The 16,397-nt window shown below is 60.4% G+C and carries 13 protein-coding genes; 2 read left to right on the top strand and 11 right to left on the bottom strand.

What is annotated here, in order from left to right; all coding sequences use genetic code 11:
* Positions 1-66 precede the first annotated feature (66 nt).
* From PH547_RS19855 to bcoG, 9 genes are all read right to left on the bottom strand, one after another.
* On the bottom strand, positions 67-1,698 hold the full coding sequence (locus PH547_RS19855) for an ABC transporter ATP-binding protein (RefSeq protein WP_285169189.1): 1,632 nt from the start codon (positions 1,696-1,698) through the stop codon (positions 67-69).
* On the bottom strand, positions 1,691-2,518 hold the full coding sequence (locus PH547_RS19850) for an ABC transporter permease (RefSeq protein WP_260304934.1): 828 nt from the start codon (positions 2,516-2,518) through the stop codon (positions 1,691-1,693). The genes PH547_RS19855 and PH547_RS19850 overlap by 8 nt, the downstream gene beginning before the upstream one ends.
* Positions 2,515-3,522: an ABC transporter permease gene (locus tag PH547_RS19845; protein ID WP_285169184.1), complete on the bottom strand. Its 1,008-nt coding sequence runs from the start codon at positions 3,520-3,522 to the stop codon at positions 2,515-2,517. Before PH547_RS19845 ends, PH547_RS19850 begins: the two co-directional genes overlap by 4 nt.
* Positions 3,523-3,619: 97 nt before the next feature.
* Entirely contained in the window at positions 3,620-5,209 is a 1,590-nt protein-coding gene (locus PH547_RS19840; protein WP_285169182.1) for an ABC transporter substrate-binding protein, read from the bottom strand.
* Positions 5,210-5,336: 127 nt separating this feature from the next.
* Positions 5,337-6,119, bottom strand: a complete 783-nt coding sequence (locus PH547_RS19835; RefSeq protein ID WP_285169180.1) for a carnitinyl-CoA dehydratase — start codon at positions 6,117-6,119, stop codon at positions 5,337-5,339.
* A 6-nt stretch (positions 6,120-6,125) separates the two neighbouring features.
* Complete coding sequence (locus tag PH547_RS19830) at positions 6,126-8,183, bottom strand: acetate--CoA ligase family protein (RefSeq protein ID WP_285169178.1); 2,058 nt, start codon at positions 8,181-8,183, stop codon at positions 6,126-6,128.
* Between the two features lie 4 nt (positions 8,184-8,187).
* Positions 8,188-9,348, bottom strand: coding sequence for an acyl-CoA dehydrogenase family protein (locus PH547_RS19825; RefSeq protein WP_285169176.1), 1,161 nt, complete (start codon positions 9,346-9,348; stop codon positions 8,188-8,190).
* Between the two features lie 12 nt (positions 9,349-9,360).
* On the bottom strand, positions 9,361-10,851 hold the full coding sequence (locus tag PH547_RS19820) for a carnitine 3-dehydrogenase (protein WP_285169175.1): 1,491 nt from the start codon (positions 10,849-10,851) through the stop codon (positions 9,361-9,363).
* A 7-nt stretch (positions 10,852-10,858) separates the two neighbouring features.
* The gene (gene bcoG / locus PH547_RS19815; protein ID WP_285169173.1) at positions 10,859-11,761 is read right to left on the bottom strand and encodes a 3-dehydrocarnitine:acetyl-CoA trimethylamine transferase BcoG; all 903 of its coding nucleotides are present in this window, start codon (positions 11,759-11,761) and stop codon (positions 10,859-10,861) included.
* 98 nt (positions 11,762-11,859) lie between these two features.
* Between bcoG and PH547_RS19810 the strand changes: the two genes are divergently transcribed.
* On the top strand, positions 11,860-12,858 hold the full coding sequence (locus PH547_RS19810) for a GlxA family transcriptional regulator (protein WP_285169172.1): 999 nt from the start codon (positions 11,860-11,862) through the stop codon (positions 12,856-12,858).
* On the opposite strand, the gene PH547_RS19805 is transcribed toward PH547_RS19810, so the two are convergent.
* The gene (locus PH547_RS19805) at positions 12,833-13,708 is read right to left on the bottom strand and encodes a LysR substrate-binding domain-containing protein (protein WP_104826492.1); all 876 of its coding nucleotides are present in this window, start codon (positions 13,706-13,708) and stop codon (positions 12,833-12,835) included. The genes PH547_RS19810 and PH547_RS19805 overlap by 26 nt on opposite strands.
* A gap of 116 nt (positions 13,709-13,824) precedes the next feature.
* Here PH547_RS19805 and PH547_RS19800 point away from each other — a divergent pair, with 116 nt between their 5' ends.
* Positions 13,825-14,745, top strand: a complete 921-nt coding sequence (locus PH547_RS19800; protein ID WP_285169171.1) for a DMT family transporter — start codon at positions 13,825-13,827, stop codon at positions 14,743-14,745.
* 518 nt (positions 14,746-15,263) lie between these two features.
* Here the strand turns inward: PH547_RS19800 and PH547_RS19795 are convergent.
* Entirely contained in the window at positions 15,264-16,391 is a 1,128-nt protein-coding gene (locus PH547_RS19795) for a type 2 periplasmic-binding domain-containing protein (RefSeq protein WP_285169170.1), read from the bottom strand.
* Positions 16,392-16,397 lie beyond the last annotated feature (6 nt).

Below are 16,397 nucleotides of genomic sequence, written 5' to 3'. Positions count from 1 at the left end.
CCGATATTGCTGGCCGATATTGCTGGCGCGATGATTTTAAAGCCATGGGGAGCGAACGTCATGCTATCAATTCCCGGCGCTTTCCATCTTTCTCGTCGTCAGGACACGCTCCAGCCAGCCGATCTCCATTTCCGGCACCGATTTCAACAGCAGATCCGTATAGTCGTCGAAAGGCGGCGAAAGCACCTTCGATTTCGGCCCGAAGCGCACGAGCTTGCCGCGATGCATGACCGCGACACTATCGGCGATGGCGCGCACGATAGCGATGTCGTGGGTGATGAAGATGTAGGAAAGCTGGGATTCCTCTTGCAGCCGCATCAGCAGTTTCAGGATGCCTTCGGCAACAAGCGGATCGAGCGCCGAGGTGGGCTCGTCGCAGAGGATGAGTTCCGGCTTGGCCGCCAGGGCACGCGCAATCGCGACACGCTGTTTCTGGCCTCCGGAAAGCTCGGCCGGATAACGGTCGATGAAACCATTGCCCATCTCGATCTCTTCGAGCAGCTCTTTCACCCGCGCCGTCTTTGCCGCGCCCCGCAGGCCATAATAGAAGGTGAGGGGACGGCCGATGATGTCGCGCACTGTCTGGCGGGGGTTCATGGCGGTATCGGCCATCTGGTAGATCAGTTGAATGCGCCGCAGCTCGTTGCGCGAGCGGTTTCTGAGGGCTGGAGTCAGCGGTTTCTTGTCGAAAGAAATCCCGCCATCGCTGGGCGGCAGCAGTCCGGTGATGACACGGGCAAGCGTCGATTTACCGGAGCCGGATTCACCGACAATGGCAAGCGTCTGACCTTTTGGTACATGTAGAGAAACATCGTGCAGCACCTTGAAACCGTTCGAATATTGCGCGCTGACGTGTTCGACTTTCAAAAGCGTGTCGGATTGATCGACCGCCTCCTCGCGTGCGGTCTGGCGAACGTTGACGAGGGCGCGGGTATAGTCTTCCCGCGGCGCCTCGATGATCTGCTGCACGGGCCCGTATTCCACCTTTTTGCCGTGCCGCAATACCATGATGTCGTCGGAGATCTGCGCGACGACGGCAAGGTCATGGGTGATATAAAGGGCTGCCGTATGGGTCTCCTCGATGGCGTGCTTGATCGCCGCCAGAACGTCGATCTGCGTCGTCACGTCGAGTGCGGTCGTCGGCTCGTCGAAGACGATCAGCTCGGGATTGGAGCAGAGCGCCATCGCCGTCATCGCGCGTTGAAGCTGGCCACCCGAGACCTGGTGCGGAAAACGATCGCCGAAGGTCTCCGGGTTGGGCAGGCCGAGGACCCGGAAGAGGTAAAGCGCGCGCTTCCTCGCCTCGTCTTTCGTCATCAAGCCATGCTTGACGGAGGCTTCGATCACCTGTTCGCCAAGCTTGTGGGCCGGATTGAAGGCAGCCGCAGCCGATTGCGCGACGTAGCAGACGCGTGCCCCGCGAATCCTCCGAATGCCCGATTTTCCGAGCGGAAGAATATCGACGCCGTCGAGCAGCACTGCGCCGCCGGTGATCTCCGCGCCGCCGCGGCCATAGGCGAGCGCCGAGAGGCCGATGGTGGATTTGCCGGCGCCGGACTCGCCGATGAGGCCGAGCACCTTGCCCTTTTTTAGGTCGAAGGAGACGCCGTCGACGATTGTGACCCGCTTCGGCGGCTCGCCGGGCGGATAGCTGGTCGCTTCGATCTTGAGATCGCGAACGGAAAGAAGCTCAGGCATCGCCACGTCCTCCCTTGAGGCTGGAGGTGCGCTTCAAGAGCCAGTCGACCACCAGATTGACACAGACCGCGAGCGCCGCAATCGCGGAGCCCGGCACGAGAGCGGCGGAAATGCCGAAGATGATGCCGTCCTTATTGTCCTTGACCATGCCGCCCCAATCGGCCGACGGCGGCTGTATGCCGAGCCCGAGGAATGACAGCGTCGACAGGAACAGGATCGAAAAGGCAAAACGCAGGCCGAACTCCGCCAGCAATGGCGAGAGCGTGTTCGGCAGGATTTCACGGAAGATGATCCAGACCTTGCCTTCGCCGCGCAGTTTGGCGGCTTCCACGAACTCCATGACCGCGACGTCCAGCGCGACGGCGCGGCCGAGGCGATAGACGCGCGTGGAATCGAGGATCGCCATGACGAGGATGAGCACGGCGAGATTCTGCGGTAGCACGGCGAGCACCACCAGCGCGAAGATCAAGGTCGGGATGGACATCATCAGATCGTTGAAACGCGAGAAGACCGTGTCGATCAATCCGCGCGAGACAGCGGCGGTGAAGCTGAGGATGATGCCGAGCGAAAACGAAATGATCGTCGCGGCCAGCGCCACGAACAGCGTGGTGCGGGCGCCGTAGATAAGCCGCGAAAGGATATCGCGGCCGAGATTGTCAAGGCCGAAGAAATACTGCGCGTCGGCTGGCTGCCAGACGTTGCCGACGACTTCGGTTTCGCCATAGGGCGCGATCAGGGGGGCAAAGATCGCACAGATGAAAGCCAGCAGAATGCCGATGATGCCGACCCAGGCAGTGATGGGGATGTCTCTCAATCTCATCGTGGATGCCTCAGGCGCGGGTTGGCGACGATCGCCAGGATATCGGCAACCATGTTGAGCAGGATGTAGACGGCGGCGAAGATCAGGCCGCAGGCCTGGACCACCGGCATGTCGCGCACGGTGACGGCATCGACCATGTACTGGCCCATGCCGGGATAGACGAAGACGACTTCCACCACCACGACACCGACGATGAGATAGGCAAGGTTCAGCGCCACGACGTTGATGATCGGCGCCAGCGCATTGGGGGCGGCATGTTTGACGATCGCGCGGAAGGCGCTGAGGCCCTTCAATTCCGCCGTTTCCATGTAGGCGGAGGACATCACCGAGAGGATCGCGGCCCGCGTCATGCGCATCATATGGGCGAGGACAACGAGCACCAGCGTTGCCGTCGGCAGCGCGATGGCCTTCAATCGGTCGACAAATCCCATGCCGTCATAGACGGTCGCCGGAAAGGTCGCGACCCCGAATTTCACGGCGAAAAACAGAATGAGCAGATAACCGATGAAGAATTCCGGCAACGAGATCGCCGCCAGCGAGATCACGTTGATGATCTTGTCGGGCAAACGGTTTCGGAAATGCACGGCCAGCATGCCGAGCCCGACGGCAAGCGGCACGGAGATCACTGCGGCAAAGGCGGCAAGGAAAAGCGAATTGCCGAGACGTTTGCCGATTTGTTCGCTGACGGAGTTCTTGCTGGCCCAGGATGTACCGAAATCGCCCTGCACGGCGTTGCCGAGCCATTCGACATAGCGGGTGGTCACAGGCCGATTGAGGCCGAGTTCGGTGCGGATATTGGCGACGGCCTGCGGTGTCGCCGACTGGCCGAGATAAGTGGTCGCGAAATCGCCCGGCAAGGCTTCGAGGCCGCCGAAGATCAGGACCGAGACCGCGAAAAGCAGCACGAGGCTGAGCAGGAAACGCTCGATGATGAGGGACAACAGCGGAAAGCGCTGCTTGAAACGCAATCCGGGCAGCACTGTGCTGGGTTGTAGATTGGACATGACTGATGCCTCGCGCTGAAACGTCTGGAGGACCGCGAAGGTTTTCCGCGATCCCGGTTCCGTTAGAGATAAGGGCGTTTCTGCCCTGCTTCGGGCATCAGGTCTCCAACCAGACGCGGGTCGCGACGTAGCCGTTCGACATATCGTTGCCGATGTCGTGGACATAGCCCTTCACCTGCTTGGTGGAGGCGTTCACGAAGTCGTTGAACATCGGCAGAATGACGCCGCCCTCGTCGCGGACCATCATCGCCATGCTGCGATAAAGCTCCTTGCGCTTGGCTTCGTCGAGTTCCGAGCGGGCTTCCAGGAGAAGCTTGTCGAAGTCCGGACGCTTAAAGCGGGTGTCGTTCCAGTCCGCCGTCGAGAGATAGGCGGTGGAATACATCTGATCCTGCGTCGGGCGGCCGCCCCAATAGGAGGTGGAGAAGGGCTGGACGTTCCAGACGTTGGTCCAGTAGCCGTCGCCCGGCTCGCGCTTGACCTCGATGTTGATGCCGGCCTTCTTGCAGCTTTCCTGATAGAGGACCGCGGCGTCGACGGCGCCCGGGAAGGCGACTTCCGATGTGCGCAGCAGCACGGAGCCGCTGTGGCCGGACTTCTTGTAGTGGAAGGCTGCCTTATCGGGATCGTAGGTACGCTGCTCGATGCCTTCGGGGAAGAGGGCGTAGGTGCTATTGATCGGGAAGTCGTTGCCGACCTTGCCGTAACCGCCGAGGATCTTCTTCACCATGGTTTCGCGGTCCATGGCATATTTCAGCGCCAGGCGAAGGTCGTTATTGTCGAAGGGCGCTGTGGTGCAATGCATGATAAACACGTAATGCCCGCGGCCGGCGGTCGACAGGATTTCGACATTGGGCGCGCGCTTCAACAGGTCCACGGTCTTTGGATCGACGCGATTGATGTAGTGCACCTGACCGGACGACAGCGCGGCGATACGTGCCGTCGCATCGTTCATGCCGATGATTTCGATCGAGTCGACATAACCGCGATCAGTACGCCAATCGTCCTTGTTCTTCTCGAACGTCGCGCGCACGCCGGGCTCGAAACTGACGAGCTTGTAAGGACCGGTGCCGATCGAAGCGAGGGGATCGTCATTACCGCCATTCGGCTGGATGACGAGATGGTAGTCGGAGAGCAGCAACGGCATGTCGGCGTTGCCTTCGGTCAGCGTCAGGACGAGATTGTCACCATCGGCCTTGATCTCCTTGATCGATTTCATGACGCCGAGCGCGCCTGATTCCGACTTGCTGTCGGTGTGGCGCTTGAGGGTGGCGACGACGTCGTCGATGGTCAGCTCCTTGCCATTGTGGAACTTGACGCTCTTGCGGATCTTGAAGGTCCAAGTGGCCGCGTCCTTCGACGGCTCCCAGGATTCGGCAAGTGCCGGCACGGCGGCACCGGTCAGGGGATGAGATTCCACCAGCATGTCGCCCCAGCAACGGCCGACGCAGAACATGAACTGTGACAGGAATTTTGCCGGGTCCTTGGAATCGGTTGCGGCACCGCCTTCGAGGCCGAGTTTCAGATGGCCACCGCGCTTCGGTTCGGCTGCCATCGCGCTTTCGGTGAAAAGCTGATCGGCAAGTGCCAATGTCATGCCGGCCGCCATGGCGCGCCCCATGAATTCGCGACGGCTGAGACCGCCGGAGGTCACACGGCTTGCCAAGTGTTTCGTGTAATCTTTCATTCCCCTGTTCCTTCTTCTTGATGCGTTGATAGAACTTTCGGGCAAAGCTTCGGATGCGGTTTCCTCTCCGCCGGAAGCTCGATTGCCCGCGATCATGCGGGAAAATAATGCGGTTGTCGCCGCCTTCTCACTTTCCTTTCCAGATTGGGCTTCGCTTCTCCGCGAATGCCCTTGCGCCTTCCAACTGATCCTCGCTCGAATAGAGGGCATCGACGGTCGCAAACTGCCGTTTGGTGATCTTGTTCATGGCAGTCTGAAACGTCGTTCCCTCCGCTTCGCGGACAATTTCCTTGATGGCTGCGTAGACGAGCGGCGGGCCGCTTTCGAGAAGCCGGGCAAGTTCCCAGGCTCGGCTCATCAATTGATCCGCAGCGACGATCTCATTGACGAAGCCCCAACGATGAGCCTCGGCAACGTCAAGCCAGCGGCCGGTCAGGAGCATGTCCATGGCGATATGATAGGGAATGCGCTTCGGCAATTTGATCGATGCGGCGTCTGCGACAGTTCCCGAGCGGATTTCGGGAAGCGCGAAGGTCGCATGCTCGGCGGCGATGATCAGATCGGCGGAAAGAGCAATCTCGAAGCCGCCGCCGCAACAGATGCCGTTGACGGCGCAAATCACCGGCTTGTTGAGATCGCGAAGCTCCTGCAGACCCCCGAAACCGCCGACGCCATAGTCGCCGTCGACCGCATCGCCGGCGGCAGCCGCCTTCAAATCCCAGCCGGCCGAAAAGAACTTCTCGCCGGCACCGGAAATGATCGCCACGCGCAGATCGGGGTCGTCACGGAAATCGCGGAAGATCAGCCCCATCTCGCGGCTTGTCGCAAGGTCGATGGCGTTCGCCTTCGGTCGGTCGATGATGACCTCCAAGATACCGTTGTCGCGCCTTGTGCCAATGGGGCTGTGCAACTTCCGCTACCTCCTTCGCCGGATGAGGGCATCCGCGGCAATGACGCCACGATTTTCAGGCAGAACCATCAATGGATTAATGTCCAGTTCTTCCAGTCGTGCGGCGTTTTTTACGACATATTCTGCCGCTGATAAGACGGCGTCGGCAACTGCATCGAGACTGCTCTTCGCCCCGCCACGATAGCCTTCGATCAACTTCCTGACCTTCAGCCGCGATATGGCGTCCAACACGTCTGTCTTCGTCACGGGAAGGGCTAAAATAACGGAGTCTTCAAGCAATTCCACTAGGATTCCACCCGCGCCGATCGTCAATGCCAATCCGACGACGGGATCGCGCACGGCGCCGACGATCAACTCGGCGACGGGGCGCTCGACCATCCGTTCGACGAGGTATCCGGAGGCGATCGGAACCATCCGCTGCGCCGCTCTTTGCACCGCCTCCACATCCCAGAGGTTGAGTGCGACGGCTCCGACCTCGGACTTGTGTTCGACGCCCAACGCCTTCAGGGCAACAGGAAAGCCGATACGGCGCGCCTGTTCTGCGGCCTCGCTCGGATTGGATGCCGTTTCGCCTAGGGGAATGGCGAGACCGGCGGCGGACAACTCCGCTTTGGCCGCCGCCTCGCTCAAGGTTTCGATCTCGCCTGCGATCACGGGAATATCGAGCAGCGGTAGCGGGGATTGAGCACGCCAGGCCATTCCGATCCGGCTTGCCACTTCCGCCGCCGTGATGGCTTCGCTAATGCCGCAGAGAGGCACTATGCCATCCCGCATTAGCTGCAAGGCAATCGTTTCCGGCATGTTTTCCGGCAGCGTCGCCAGGATGCCAGCGCGGGCGCCAGTGCGTTTTGCCGCAGCAGCAACGGCGGCAACCGTCGTCATCCAGTCCGCTGCATCGCAACGATCGTCGCGCGGAAAATCGAGGACGATCAGATTGAGCGCGTAGTCGCCTTCGAACATGGCGGTGAAGGCCTCCGATTGGCGTGAAAGATCGCCCCAAACGAAGGTGTGGTAGTCGAGAGGATTGGAGAGCGTCACCATCTCGCCGAGGCTGTGCCGCAAGGCCGGCAATTGCTCCGGTTTCAGAGCGCGAAAATCCACCGCCCGGCCGGTCGCAGCATCGGCCATTAGCGAGGCCTCCCCGCCGGAACAGCTCATCGAAGAGATCGCATTGCTTTGCAGTGGGCCAGTCACGTGCAGCAGTTTCAGCGTTTCGACGAGTTCCGGCAGGGTCGCGACCCGGCCGATGCCGAGGCGAGCGAGAACCGCATCGGCAACGGCATCGCTGCCGGCCAGGGATGCCGTATGGGAAACGGCGGCGCGCTGCGCCTGTTCGGATTTGCCGACCTTCAGAGCGATGACGGGTTTGCGCAATTCCCTCGCACGCACGGCAAGTTTTTGAAGGGTCTGGACGTTGCCGAACCCCTCGATATGCAGGCCGATCGCCGTAACGCGAGGATCTTCCAGGACGGCGAGGGCGAGATCGCACAATCCGATCTGCGCCTGGTTGCCTGCCGTCATCAGATAGCTGATGGGGAGGCCACGCCTTTGCATGGAGAGATTGATGGCGATGTTCGAGGATTGGGTGAGAATGGCAACACCGAGTTCGACACGCACCATTCCGTGCTGATCGGGCCAGAGCAGGGCGCCATCGAGACCGTTGATCACGCCATAACAATTCGGCCCGACGATCGGCATGTCGCCGGCCGCATCGACCAAGGCCTCCTGCAAAGTGGCACCATCGGCCAGTTCGGCGACGGCTTCGCTGAAGCCGGAGGCGTAGCAGACGGCGCCGCCGGCGCCTCTGGCTGAAAGCGCGCGCACGATATCGATAGTCAGCATCCGGTTAACACCGACGAAGGCGGCATCCGGTGCGGCGGGCAGGTCTTCCACCGATCGATAACAGCGGCGCCCAAGTACGTTATCGAGCGTCGGATGCACCGGCCAGATGTCCCCGGCAAAACCCATGCGATCGCATTGTTCGATGACCCGGCGCGCCTCACGGCCGCCGAAGACGGCGATCGTTTGCGGTCTGATCAGGCGATCGAGCGGGCGTTGCGTCATCCGATCACGCTCCGAATGGCCGCAGCAGATCGCGGCTGATGATGTGACGCTGAATTTCCGAGGTTCCGTCCCAGATGCGTTCGACGCGCGCATCGCGCCAGAAACGGGCAAGCGGCAGGTCGTCCATCAAGCCCATGCCGCCGAAAATCTGGATCGCCTCGTCGGTGACGCGGGCAAGCATTTCGGAGGCGTAGAGCTTGGCGGACGCAATCTCCCGATTGGCCGGGATGCCGGCATCCAGTTTCCACGCGGCGGATAGTGTCAGCAGGTCGGCGGCGTCGATCTCCGTGATCATGTCGGCAAGCTTGAACGACACGCCCTGATTGGCGCCTATCGGTTTGCCGAATTGTTTCCGCTCCGCCGCATAGGGCAGCGCCAGATCGAAGACACGGCGAGCGCGCCCGACACAGCTCGCGGCGACCGTCAGACGCGTCCCGTAAAGCCACTCATTGGCAATATCGAAGCCGCGATGCACCTCGCCAAGCACTTGGGATTTAGGCAGACGGCAATCCGTGAAGCTCAGTATGACGTTGTGATAGCCGCGATGGGAAACTGAATCGTAGCCCTTGAGGATCTCGAACCCCGGCGTGCCGCGATCGACCAGGAAAGCGGTGATCTTCTTCTTCACGCCCCTCGGCGTTTCCTCTTCGCCGGTTGCGGCAAAGACGATGACGAAATCGGCGATGTCGGCGTGCGAGATGAAATGCTTGGTGCCGTTCAGAACGAAATCGTCGCCATCCTGCCGGGCTGCGCATTTCATGCCGCGCATGTCGGAGCCGGCGTCGGGTTCGGTGATGGCGAGCGCGTCAATCTTCTCGCCACGCACGGCCGGCAGAAGATAGCGTTCGCGCTGCTCGCCCTCGCAGGCCATCAGAATTCCGGAAGGGCGGCCGAAGAAGACGGTGAGCCCCATCGAGCCCCGACCCAGCTCGCGCTCGACAAGGGTGAAGGTGACGTGATCAAGCCCGGCGCCACCGATTTCCTCGGGGAAATTGCAGGCATAGAAGCCGAGCTCGATGCATTTGCGCCGGATCTCGTCGCCAAGCTCAGGCGGCACGAGGCCGGTGCGCTCGACCTCGTTCTCATGCGGATAAATCTCCGTCTCCACGAAGTCGCGGACCGTCTGGACGATCATCTCCTGCTCTTCGTTGAGCCCGAAATTCATGATCGCTTCCTCCTAGCGCTTTTGTCCGACATGACGCCCGACGCCTTCAGGCGCAGGCAGTTTTGCATGGGCCTCGGCAATCGGCCTTATTTTGCTCAGCACCTCCTCCGGTGCGGGAGCGGCTTTGCCGGCCTTGGCGTCGACATGCAGCAGCATCTGTTCGGCGGTGGCGATCGCTTCGCCGGTTATCGTGTCGTAGATCGTATGGAACACGTGCAGTCGCTTCTCGTCGGCGGACAGAAGCTGGCAGGTGGAATGGATAGCTTGGCCGAGCTTGGCTTCGCCAAGATGGCGAATATGAGTCTCCACCGTATAGTAGCTGTGACCGCGCTCGACATAATCGAGATCGACACCGATCAGGCGCAGCAGCGCGTCAGACGTATCGCCGAAGACCTGCAGATAGCGGTGTTCGGTCATATGGCCGTTGTAGTCCACCCATGCCGGGCTGACTTTGGTTTCGATAAGCCGCAACGGCTGCGCGACATCCGACAGCATTTTGCCGCCGCCGGCGGAGGCCCAGAGGCCGTGCTCGAATTCCTTAAGCAGCTTGCCGGCGCCCCAGCCCTTGTCGCCATGGCTGCCCTTCAGCGTCTGCAGGATGCCGACGAGATTTTCGTCGCGAATGCGCTCCAGCTCGCGGATCGACAGGCCTGCCGCCTGTTCGTCCGACTGCTGGCCGATCTTTTCGACAAGGGCGTCGTCGAGATCGACGACATCCATCAGCTTCGTCCAGTTCCATTGCAGGGCCGGGCCGAACTGCGCCAGGAAGTGCCGCATACCCGCTTCGCCGCCGGCAATGCGGTAGGTCTGGAACAGACCCATCTGCGCCCAGCGCAGGCCAAAGGAATAGCGGATGACGTCATCCAGCGTCTCTACCGTGCAGATATCGTCCTTGATCAGCCAAAGCGCCTCGCGCCACAGGGCTTCCAGCAGACGGTCGCCGACGAAAGCTTCGATCTCCTTGGCAATGTGCACGCCCTTCATGCCGATTGGCGGCAGTCGGGCCATGGCGGCCTTGATCGTTTCCATCGAAGTCTTTTCACCGCCGACGATTTCGACGAGCGGCAGCAGATAGACGGGGTTATAGGGATGGGCGACGAAGAGGCGTTCCGGATGACGCATATCGCGTTGCAGATCGGTTGGCAGCAGCCCCGAAGTGGATGAGCCAATCAGGGCATCGGGCCTTGCTACCGCATCGATCTGCGTCAGGACTTTACGTTTGAGGTCGAGCCGCTCGGGCACGCTTTCCTGGATCCAGTCGGCATCGCCGACGGCCGCTTCAAGCGTGTCCCTGAAAGTGAGCTTGCCGCGCGGCGGAAACGGCGCACCGGTCAGCATCGCATAGGCTTTTTCCGCGTTCGCCAGAACTTCGCCGACGATGCGGGTCGCTTCCGGATGCGGGTCGAAGACATCGACATCGATACCCGCCAGCAGAAAGCGGGCAATCCATCCGCCGCCGATGACGCCGCCGCCGATGCAGGCTGCCTTGTTGATCCTGGTCATGGTGGCCTCAGCGCTTCGTCAGTTTTAGCTTCTTGCGGACATCCTCGGGGCCGATGATGCGCGCGCCCATGCCTTCGACCACCTGCACCGCCTTTTCGACGAGCTGCGCATTGGTCGCGAGCATGCCCTTTCCGGCATAGAGATTGTCCTCGAGCCCAACGCGAACGTTGCCGCCGGCAAGGATCGCCGCCGCCGGATAGGCCATGGCGTTACGGCCGATCGAAAAGGCCGAGAAGGTCCAGCTTTCGGGAACGTTATTGACCATCGCCATAAAGGTGTTGAGGTCATCGGGCGCCCCCCAGGGGATGCCCATGCAAAGCTGGATGAGGACCGGGTCCTCAATAAGACCCTCCTCGGCAAGCTGCTTGGCAAACCAGAGATGACCGGTATCGAAAGCTTCGATCTCGGGACGCACGCCGAGATCCGTCATCTTCTTTGCCATCGCCCGCAGCATGGAGGGCGTGTTGGTCATGACATAGTCGCCGAGACTGAAGTTCATCGTGCCGCAATCGAGCGTGCAGATTTCCGGCAGGCATTCGGCGACGTGGCTGACGCGCTCGGAGGCGCCTGCCATGTCAGTACCGCGGGCGTTAAGGGGCAGGGGGCTTTCAACATCGCCGAAGATCAGGTCGCCGCCCATGCCGGCGGTCAGGTTGAGCACCACATCGACATCCGCAGAGCGGATGCGATCCGTCACTTCCCTGTAGAGATCGTTGCGGCGGCTCGCGGCGCCGGTCTCGGGGTCGCGGACATGGCAGTGGACGACGGCGGCACCAGCCTTGGCGGCATCGATCGCGGATTCCGCGATCTGCTTGGGAGTGATCGGAACATGGCTGGATTTGGAAACCGTGTCGCCGGCGCCGGTGACGGCGCAGGTGATGAAGACATCGCGGTTCATCGCAAGAGGCATTTTTGTTCTCCCTCGTATTGAGCCCATTACGAGGCATGCGACGTTCCAATGCTTTGCATTTTCGGAAGAGAACGATACATTACCGGAAATATCAGGGAATGCCCGTGCTGACTTCGTCCAACACACCACTCGACATCGATCTGCTGGTGCTTCCGGAAACGAACCTGATCCTGATTGCTTCGGTGATCGAACCGTTGCGTGGGGCCAATCGTATCTCCGGAGCCGAGATCTATCGCTGGCGCTTGTTTACACTTGATGGCGCGCCCGTCGAAACGACGAGCCATATCCCGGTTCCTGCGTCGGGCGGCTTCCGCCCCACAAGCGACACCACTCCGCTCTTCGTGCTGGCGAGCTACAATTGGCGGCGCAGCGCGACGCAGGCGCTGAAGATGCAGTTGTCGCAGACGGCGCGCTACCGTTCGATGATGGCGGGCATCGAATCCGGTAGTTGGCTGCTCGCCGAAGCAAGCCTTCTCGACGATGTTTCGGCGGCTGTTCATTGGGAGGATTTCGACGATTTCGCGCTAGCCTATCCGCAGGTCCGTGCCGTCAAGGATCGTTTCGTGATCGACGGCAAGCGCATCACCACCGCCGGCTCGCTGCCGACCGTCGACCTGATGCTGGAGATCATCCGGCGGCGGCAGGGCTATTCACTTGCGCTCGAAGTCAGCAGGCTTTTTATCTACGAGCCGGCCAATACGCGGAGCGCGGCTGAGCTTTCGCCCTCGACCGCCGGCTTGCGGATGCGCGACCCGCGCGTTGCACAGGCCATTCGTCTGATGGAGGAAAACATCGAGCAACCGCTGGTCCTGACGCGCCTGGCGCGGCGCATCGGCCTCAGCGCTCGCCATCTCCAGGCGCTCTTTCAGGAAAGCATCGGCGCGCCTCCACATGTGCATTATCTCGCCCTTCGGCTCAACGCCGCGCGCCGCAAGGTGATCGAGACCAAGGATTCTTTCGCTGAGATTGCCGCGACAACCGGCTTCAACTCGGCTTCGGCATTTTCCCGAAGCTATCGCGCCAGTTTTTCGGAAAGTCCCTCCGGCACGCGGCGGCGCCTGCGCGGGCGCTCTACGGCTGCAGCAGAGCCGACATAGGCTGGAAGGCTTCCCGCACCATTTCCGCGAGCTCCTGGATCGCCTCGCTGGAATGATAGGGATTGCGGCGAAGCACGACGCGCGAGGAATCGACCGGCGGAAAGCCGTCGTCGCTCGTCAGCTCCCGGCAGCCATGCGGAATGTTGCTGCGGGATAGTGTCGTAACGGCAAGGCCGGCGGAGACGGCGTTTTTCAGGCCGGAACTGGTATCGGCAACGAAGGCGATGCGATAGGGCCGCGCCTGCTGCTCCAGGGAACGCAGGGCAAAGTCGCGCGCCCAGGTCGAGTTCCGGTATGTCGCAACAGGCAGCGGCGTTGCGTCATGCAAGCGGTGCACCAATGATGTCACCCAGACTGTCGGATCGATGCAGAGCACCTCGCCAGTGGTCTGATTGCTCCAGTCGAAGACCACAGCGATATCGAGTTCGTCCTTCTCCAGCGCGCTGAGATTTCGAGCGGTGTAGTCGCAGGAAACGGTCACTTCGACGGCCGGGTGCCGGACAGCGAAGGCGGCAAGCGCCGCGGGCAGGACGGTTTGGCTATATTCCTCGGGAATTCCGATCCGCACAGGTCCATTCAACGGTTTGGTGCGGATCGTTGCTGCAGCCTCGTTTAACAGGTCGACGATCCGTCGGGCGTAGGGCAGCAACTGATTTCCCGGCCGGGTCAGCACGACCCCACGTGCGCTTCTTTCGAATAGCGCCTCGCCGACAATTTCTTCGAGACGCTTGATTTGGGCGCTGACGGCCGATTGCGTGCGGCCAATGCGCTGTGCGGCAACGGAAAAATTCGACGTCTCGGTGATGATGAGAAACGTCCGGAGCAAATCGCTTTCGATGGGTTCGCGCATGGGCAAGCCACAAAAATTTCCGATGGCATATATCTCTACTATTCGTTTGTCTGATGTCAAATATCGGCGCACACAGGGGCGATCCGTTCAGGTGCTTCGCTTCCGAGATACCGCACATGACCATTCAGGCCCCCGCCAGATCATTCTCTGCCAATGAGTACGAAAAGGGCGTCGCCCTCGTCGTTGCGGCAACGCTCGCTTGGAGCGCCAGCGGCGTCTATGCGCGGCTGCTGACGACGGATCTCTGGACGGCGATCGCGTGGCGGTCCCTGTTCGGCGGATTGTTCCTGCTGATCCCGAGCTTCTTTCTTGAAGGCGGATTCTCGCGTCGCCAATGGAGCTCGGTCTTTCACCCGTCGGGGCTTGCGATGATCGCCTGCCAAACCTTCAGCCAGGCCTGCTTCATCGGCGCGCTTTATATGACCACCGTCGCGAATGTGACCATGATCTATGCCACGGCGCCCTTCATCGCCGCCTTCCTCGGCTGGGCGATCTTGAAGGAGCGGGTGCCGCGGAGAACGCTGATTGCAGGCGGCGTCTGCCTGCTCGGTGTGGCGATCATCGTTGCCTCCTCGATCGGCGGCGGCACCGGTCTCGGCGATCTCCTAGCACTTGGGATGACGGCCTCATTCGCCTTAGTCATCATCATTCCGCGCATCGACCGCAGTGTACCGAGCCTGCCGCCGACCATCATCGGCGCCTTCCTGACACTCGTCATCTTTGCACCGTTCAGCTCGGTCGGTTCGCTCGATCTGCACAACTGGCTGGTGCTTGCCGCCTTTGGAGCAACCAATTTCTCCTTTGCGCTCGTCCTGTTTCTCGCCGGCGCGAAGCGCATGCCGCCCGCGGACGCCGCTCTTATCGGGACGATGGAGATTGTGCTCACGCCATTCTGGGTCTGGCTGTTTTTTTCCGAAAAACCGCCGCTTGCCACCTTCGTCGGCGGCGCCATCATTCTTGCCACCGTCCTCTGGCACACGTTCATCGATCTCAAGAAGAGCCGGCACAGCCCAGAGCCTAGAACAAGATGCCCGTAAGACCAGACCTGGAAGGTATCGCGCTTGAAACCAGACCCTAGACCGAGAGGGGCGATATGCCTCATCGATCTCCATGACGAATATAAATATTCTCTTATAAGCTGTATATTTGTTCAGCTAACATTCATTTAGCGGAAGGCAAATAAACAATCGCCGCAACGCCTTGCGGTTGATTGAGGCTCGGCTGCTGACAGCTCACGAGGCAGGCGGCCGGGCCTCTCAATTCCCTGAACGGCACGGATAACTCGCATGCGGCTGCTTCTCGCTTTGATTGACTGGCTCTCGGGCCGACGCTGGAAGCGGGCGGAGCAGGAGACTGTTCACTATTCCGCCGATGATCCATGGGTACTCCGGCAGATTGAAGCGTTCGAGCGGGAATTGAAGCACTAAGGCGCGCCAGTGAAATGCGGACGTAGAGCCGGGTGTTTTACCTCCGGATCGACCGATATTGATAATGACTTGGACCTCACACGAGTCATCCCGCTGGCGATGGGGATCTTGTCGTGGTGACGGGCGTCTTATTCGCGCTCCCCGCGGACACTCCAGTAAAATACGTCGAGCTTGTGGCTGGGAGTTGCGCCTTGGAACGTATCACCGAAAGCCTTGTCGAGGATGGAGGGGTTGAACACGACCTTTTGTGAAAGAAACTCAAAAAAACTGGCGACCAGTAACTGACGCGCGGTACCCCTATTGTCATTCTCGGGCCTAGCCTTCCCGAAGACTGCGTAGCGATCGTTAGTATAAGTCCTCGTGCCATTGTCATACGCGCATCCCGGGATCATCTTGACGTTTTCGGTAATGATTTCGAGATCACCCACGAAATAGTGAAAATCATCATGGCAGAATGCGTTTGCCGCGGCTGTATACCCGCTATAGGACTTGACCCTGTTTTCAGTACCTTCTCCGCACAAAGGCTTTGAATCCGGATTCAGCGGATCGCCGCGCAAGTAATCGATTAGCGCGTCTTCGAATTTGGGAAGCTCATGCGCAATCAGAAGCGCATTGATTCCCTCATTCTGAGCTGTCGTCCCACCTACAAGACCGATTAATGGCTTTTTGGGGTAGGAACAGATTTTATCCGGCGGATCCTCCCCCTTGCGTGTGATGTAGCTTATCCCGGTTAAAAAGAGCGGCGCAGAAACCATGAAGCCGTTGCGCCGTTCATTGGTGATCGTTGCCGGATCGCAGAGTATGTCAAACTTGACGCCAAGGTCGAGGAAACGCGAATCGTTTATCGGGGAAATAGTGTTGCTCGTGGTGGCGTCTTTGCCTGCAACGGTGGCCGCAGCGGCTAACGCTTCTTTTTCACGCGCCTCGTCAATGTCGTAGATGCCGATATCATTGAAGGTCAATTCGCCTGGCTTTGCGTCCAGTATCATCTCGGCGAGGGCGGCATCACATATTCGCACCATGTAGCCCGTATAACCGGCTCGTTCCAACGGACCGCGTGCCGCATCGGATGCCTTCTCGCCGGGCAGGCTCGACCTATAAGAAAATGGCCGGGCATCGCTTCGGACCCCGATGCAAAGCTGCGTCTTCTCGTTGCATGTCGTGACTGGCGGTTGCTGGGGAGGCTCGGCTTCCGCGACCCCTCCCGCGATAAAGACAAAACACGCAAAAAGCGAACTGAGCAGTGCAGTATTCATTGATCG

Origin of the sequence: Rhizobium cerradonense (genome assembly GCF_030182455.1) — a bacterium.
Taxonomy (GTDB): Bacteria; Pseudomonadota; Alphaproteobacteria; order Rhizobiales; family Rhizobiaceae; genus Rhizobium.
The sequence above is the reverse complement of the archived record's forward strand: the minus strand, read 5'-3'. Positions and strand labels throughout refer to the sequence as shown.